Annotated in this window: 4 protein-coding genes and 1 pseudogene; 1 reads left to right on the top strand and 4 read right to left on the bottom strand. The window is 44.6% G+C overall.

The annotated features are described in order from the left end of the window. Positions 1-3: 3 nt before the first annotated feature. The 4 genes and pseudogenes from PGQ38_RS19000 to PGQ38_RS20925 all read right to left on the bottom strand — a co-directional run. Positions 4-573, bottom strand: coding sequence for an anthranilate synthase component II (locus tag PGQ38_RS19000; RefSeq protein WP_118578370.1), 570 nt, complete (start codon positions 571-573; stop codon positions 4-6). Beyond that, the gene (trpE, locus tag PGQ38_RS18995; RefSeq protein WP_226854916.1) at positions 570-2,084 is read right to left on the bottom strand and encodes an anthranilate synthase component I; all 1,515 of its coding nucleotides are present in this window, start codon (positions 2,082-2,084) and stop codon (positions 570-572) included. Before trpE ends, PGQ38_RS19000 begins: the two co-directional genes overlap by 4 nt. Before the next feature lie 621 nt (positions 2,085-2,705). Then, positions 2,706-3,539, bottom strand: coding sequence for a rhamnulose-1-phosphate aldolase (gene rhaD / locus PGQ38_RS18990; protein ID WP_118578371.1), 834 nt, complete (start codon positions 3,537-3,539; stop codon positions 2,706-2,708). A 234-nt stretch (positions 3,540-3,773) separates the two neighbouring features. Next, positions 3,774-3,890: pseudogene (locus PGQ38_RS20925) on the bottom strand (DUF6783 domain-containing protein); the annotation flags it as partial. Between PGQ38_RS20925 and PGQ38_RS20920 the strand changes: the two are divergent. Further along, positions 3,846-3,962: a DUF6783 domain-containing protein gene (locus tag PGQ38_RS20920; RefSeq protein WP_416386768.1), complete on the top strand. Its 117-nt coding sequence runs from the start codon at positions 3,846-3,848 to the stop codon at positions 3,960-3,962. The pseudogene PGQ38_RS20925 and the gene PGQ38_RS20920 overlap by 45 nt on opposite strands. Positions 3,963-4,082 lie beyond the last annotated feature (120 nt).

The following is a 4,082-nucleotide window of genomic DNA, read 5'->3' as shown; positions in this document are numbered from 1 at the left end:
TTTTCAAACACGCTCTAGAAAATTCTCAATCATCTTCCTTCCATCGGGAGTCATAACAGACTCAGGATGAAACTGTACACCATAAACCGGATATTCCTTATGCTCCACTGCCATGATTTCTCCATCTTCTGCTCTGGCTGTCACAACCAGCTCCTCCGGAAGAGTCTCTTCTATTGCTGCCAGGGAATGATATCTTGCTGCCGGGAACTTTTTCGGGAGTCCTTTAAACAGGACATTGGAACCGCACTGGATCATCTCATCTCTTTTCCCATGCTTCAGTTCTTTTGCATAGGAAACCACTCCGCCAAAGGCTTCGCAGATGCTCTGATGTCCCAGACACACACCCAGAATTGGGATTTTTCCAGCGAACTCTTTGATCACCGGAATACAGATGCCTGCCTCCTCCGGTCTTCCAGGACCCGGGGAAAGAACAATTGCTTCCGGTGCCAGCTTCTCTATTTCTCCCAGGGAAATTTCGTCATTTCGAACCACCTGAATATCCGGATTAACGGACCCGATCAGCTGATACAGGTTATAGGAAAAGCTGTCGTAATTATCAATCAGTAAAATCATTCTAATCCCTCCTCTGCCTGGCTGATGGCCCTTACCACCGCTCTTGCCTTATTCTGGCACTCTTCAAATTCTTTTTCCGGTACGCTGTCTGCCACGATTCCGGCTCCCGACCGGATACAGATTTCATCTTTTTTCTTATATACCAGACGGATTGCAATGCACACATCCAGATTTCCTGTGAAATCCACATATCCGATTGCACCGCCGTAAATGCCTCTCTTGCTTTGTTCCAGTTCCTGAATGATCTGGCAGGCACGGAATTTCGGTGCCCCTGAAAGGGTTCCTGCAGGTAAGATGGCATCCACTGCGTCTATGGCATCTTTGCCCTTTTTGATAGTTCCTGTTACTGTGGAGCCCAGGTGCATGACACAGGAATAACGTTCCACAGTCAGGTATTTTTCCACTTTTACGCTGCCAAGCTCACTGATTTTTCCAATATCGTTTCTTCCCAGATCTACAAGCATGTTGTGCTCGGCAAGCTCTTTTTCATCCTGAAGAAGATCTGCTTCCAGGGCTTTGTCCTCTTCCGGTGTTTTTCCTCGCGGCCTTGTTCCTGCCAGTGGGAAAGTGCTTAACTTGCCGTGATCTAATTTCACCAGTGTCTCCGGGGATGCACCTGCGATTTCAATGTCATCACTGGAAAAATAGAACATGTAGGGGGATGGGTTGGTAGCTCTCAGAACACGGTAAGTATCAAACAGGCTGCCCTCTGCTTTTGCCCTCATGGGGTTTGACAAAACCACCTGGAAAATATCGCCCTCGTGGATATAATGCTTCGCTGTTTCCACCATCTGGCAATATTTTTCTTTAGGGAACTGAGGCTGGATTTCAGATTTAAGCCTGATCGGAGGGAAGATTTTTTTCTCACCCTTTTTGATCAGTGCTGTCATTTCTTCCAGTTTTTCACAGGCCTGTTTATAGGATTTTTCCAGATCCTCTGTCATCACACCTGTGATGAGAAGAACCTTCTGGCGGTAGTGATCGAATGCGATCACATCATTAAACAGCATCAGATCCAGATCCCGGAAATCCTGCTGTTCCTTATCTTTTAGCTCCAGCTTCGGCTCACTGTATTTGATGTAGTCGTAGGAGAAGTAACCTACCAGACCGCCGGTAAATGTGGGCATATCGTCCATAACCGGACTTTTATACTGACTGATGATTTCACGGATGGCATCGCCTGGATGGGCAACCTGTCGAACCTCTTCTGTACTGCTTTCTGCAGCATTGCCGCTTCTGCCAAAAGTTTCCGTCTTACTGGTTTTTCGAATTCGCAGGATTCCGTCTGTACAGGTGATTTCCATGGAAGGGTCATATCCCAGAAAAGAATATCTGCCCCACGCTTCGCTCTGGCTGGCGCTTTCCAGCAGATAGCAGTGATGACTTGCCTTTTGCAGAATCCGCATCATCTCTACTGGTGTGTAGCTGTCTGCGTATAACTCTTTGCAGATTGGAACTCTTTTGTAATCTCCTGCTGCCATTTCCCTGATCTTATCAAATGTTGGATACATAGAACACCTCCCGATTTATTTCCTGAACAGTGCACGTGCCGCATCCTCACGGAGCGTTTTGGGGTGTAACAGGAACATTACGGAGTAATTTTCTAGTACACAAAAAACCCGTCCAGGACAGAATTTCCATATCTGTCAAGGACGGGTCTGAATATTCACCCGCGGTGCCACCTTGCTTCACGATAAAATCGTGCTCTTAACGGAATACCATCATATTCCTGACAACTGACGTATGTCCTACGTCGCATAATACTTGGCTTCTGCAGAATCTACTTTCATGCTTCAATCAGATATGTTTGTATTTCTTCTGCAATTCTCTGCATTTGTTCTGCACACATTCTGCCTTTCCATGCGCCCTCAGCGGCCCATTTAACAAACTGCCTTACCGCCCGGCTCTCAGCCTCCCGGACTCTCTGTGGGTGCACGATTGTTTTTATTCCCGCTTCATCGGTTTAGTTCGTTGAATCGAATTTTTATTTAAAATAGCATACAGGCAATGAATTGTCAAGCAATTTTTTCATATTTTATAAACATTTATTAAAATTGATTTCCTCTAAAGTAAAAAATCTGCCTGTGAATTTTCTCATCACAGACAGATCTCACATTATTATATTAATTTACTTATTGCTCTTTTTCATAAAGAAATTCTTCCGGTAAAGTAACATGAAAGTCTTTGGCTACTGCGCGGAAATCGTCAGGAGTAATGGTCTGAAGCTTACGCGGTGCCATGGACATTACCTTCACCAGAATTTCTGCCGACTTCTCTACTGTATGGAGAAGGCCAAAGGTCAGGTCAAAGTCCTCACCGGAGCAGAACATTCCGTGATGTGCCCAGATGACAACGTCATATTTCTTCATCAACTCCGCTGTTTTTACTGCAATTTCTCTTCCGCCTGGTACCATCCAGCCTACAACGCCTACACCGTCTGGAAAAACAACCGGGCATTCTGTTGCAGACTCCCACAGTTCTCTTGTAAATACCTTGTCATCCAGTGGAAGGACAAAGGTTAATGCGATGGTGTTGGTTGTATGTGCGTGATAAATAACACGATGTCTGCCGTTTGTAAGCTTCTTTTTTACCTCATGATTCATAAGGTGGGTTGGAAGCTCGCTGGTTGGACGGCCGCCTTCTACCAGTCCCCAACGGATTCTGTAATTAACGCCTTTATCATCCAGTTCAATGATTGCAAGACATGCTTCCGGGTCAACTGCTATGTTTCTGAAATATTTGCCGCTTCCGGTTACCAGAAAAAACTCTCCTGCAAGTCCCGGCACCTCTGTGCCGATAGGCTGCCACTCGCCTGGTGCATTCAGACGTGGACGGATCATTTCTACTTCTTCTGCTTTCAGACGATAGCTTAAGTTTCCGCCATTTCTCTCATGCCAGCCCTGCTGGAAACCATCGTCCGCCATTTTGATAAAGCCCTTCATAAATTTGGAATCTAAAATCTTCATACCATCTTCTCCTCTTCTATTTTTCGTATCGCCAACTGACGTTTCCTAATAGGAAAAACAATTGTCAGCTGATCGCAATTATGGTCTCAAGGCGTGTTTGTGAGCCCTTTCTTATGAGACCATACGAATACGCTGCGTCCGTTCTTTTTCTTCTTACAGGTATCCGGTATGCTTTTGTTTGCTCTTCTTGTTTACAGACTCAGTATAACACCAATTCTCATTTTGGAAAGAACCTTACTTGCCAAATTGTTTTCCGCTTTTTGCAAATAAGGACCCAAAATAAAAATTTCTGTTTCCAGAGCTTGTTTGAGAAAGGCTTTCTGCAATCTGCACGCCCCACTTTGCGGGAGATTTTGCAAACAGGCTCTAGTTTTCTTTTTTTCCAATAAAATAGTAAAAAAATATAATTCTAAATTTTTTTGAAAAAATTAAAAAAAGTTGTTGACAATTTGCGACAGTTAATAGTATAATAGCAAAGCGAGCTGCGGAAGAGAAGATACTTCACAGTTTGTATATGGGGTCTTAGCTCAGCTGGGAGAGCAT

Origin of the sequence: Blautia faecis (genome assembly GCF_027662325.1) — a bacterium.
Lineage (GTDB): Bacteria > Bacillota > Clostridia > Lachnospirales > Lachnospiraceae > Blautia_A > Blautia_A faecis.
Note: the sequence above shows the minus strand (reverse complement) of the source record. Positions and strands in the feature narration are given on the sequence as shown.

Bases quoted from the DNA above. Each gene is read 5' to 3' on its own strand.
- PGQ38_RS19000 (WP_118578370.1), bottom strand. From the start codon at position 573: ATGATTTTACTGATTGATAATTACGACAGCTTTTCCTATAACCTGTAT.
- trpE (WP_226854916.1), bottom strand. From the start codon at position 2,084: ATGTATCCAACATTTGATAAGATCAGGGAAATGGCAGCAGGAGATTAC.
- rhaD (WP_118578371.1), bottom strand. From the start codon at position 3,539: ATGAAGATTTTAGATTCCAAATTTATGAAGGGCTTTATCAAAATGGCG.